Origin of the sequence: Oceanobacillus saliphilus, assembly GCF_023522835.1 — a bacterium.
Taxonomy (GTDB): Bacteria; Bacillota; Bacilli; order Bacillales; family Amphibacillaceae; genus Oceanobacillus; species Oceanobacillus saliphilus.
Window position 1 is genome coordinate 1 of sequence record NZ_JALCZU010000110.1, and the last position, 274, is coordinate 274.

The window sequence follows — 274 nt, forward strand, 5'->3', positions numbered from 1 at the left end:
GGGTGCCGGTGCGCGCTGCACCCATCTCGCCGTCGCTGGACACCAGAAGAAGGGCTGCGGCCGCTGCCACGCACCTCGCTCCAAGCCCAGCCAGGCTAGCGATGCCAGCTACGACTTCGTGTCATCTCCGGCTACCGAGGCTGGTCGTGGACTGGACATCATGGCCGCCGGGGCACTGTTCAACGAGCAGACCGTCAATCCGTCCATGTACGACTCGCACCTCGACGTGTAATGGTGCAATTACATATACCATGGTGTGTTAAGTTTGATCAGG

At 60.9% G+C, this 274-nt stretch carries 1 protein-coding gene; it reads left to right on the forward strand.

The annotated features are described in order from the left end of the window. Positions 1-232 (forward strand): hypothetical protein (locus MN204_RS21835; protein WP_249872925.1); only part of this gene is annotated, 232 nt, incomplete at its 5' end. Positions 233-274: the final 42 nt, after the last annotated feature.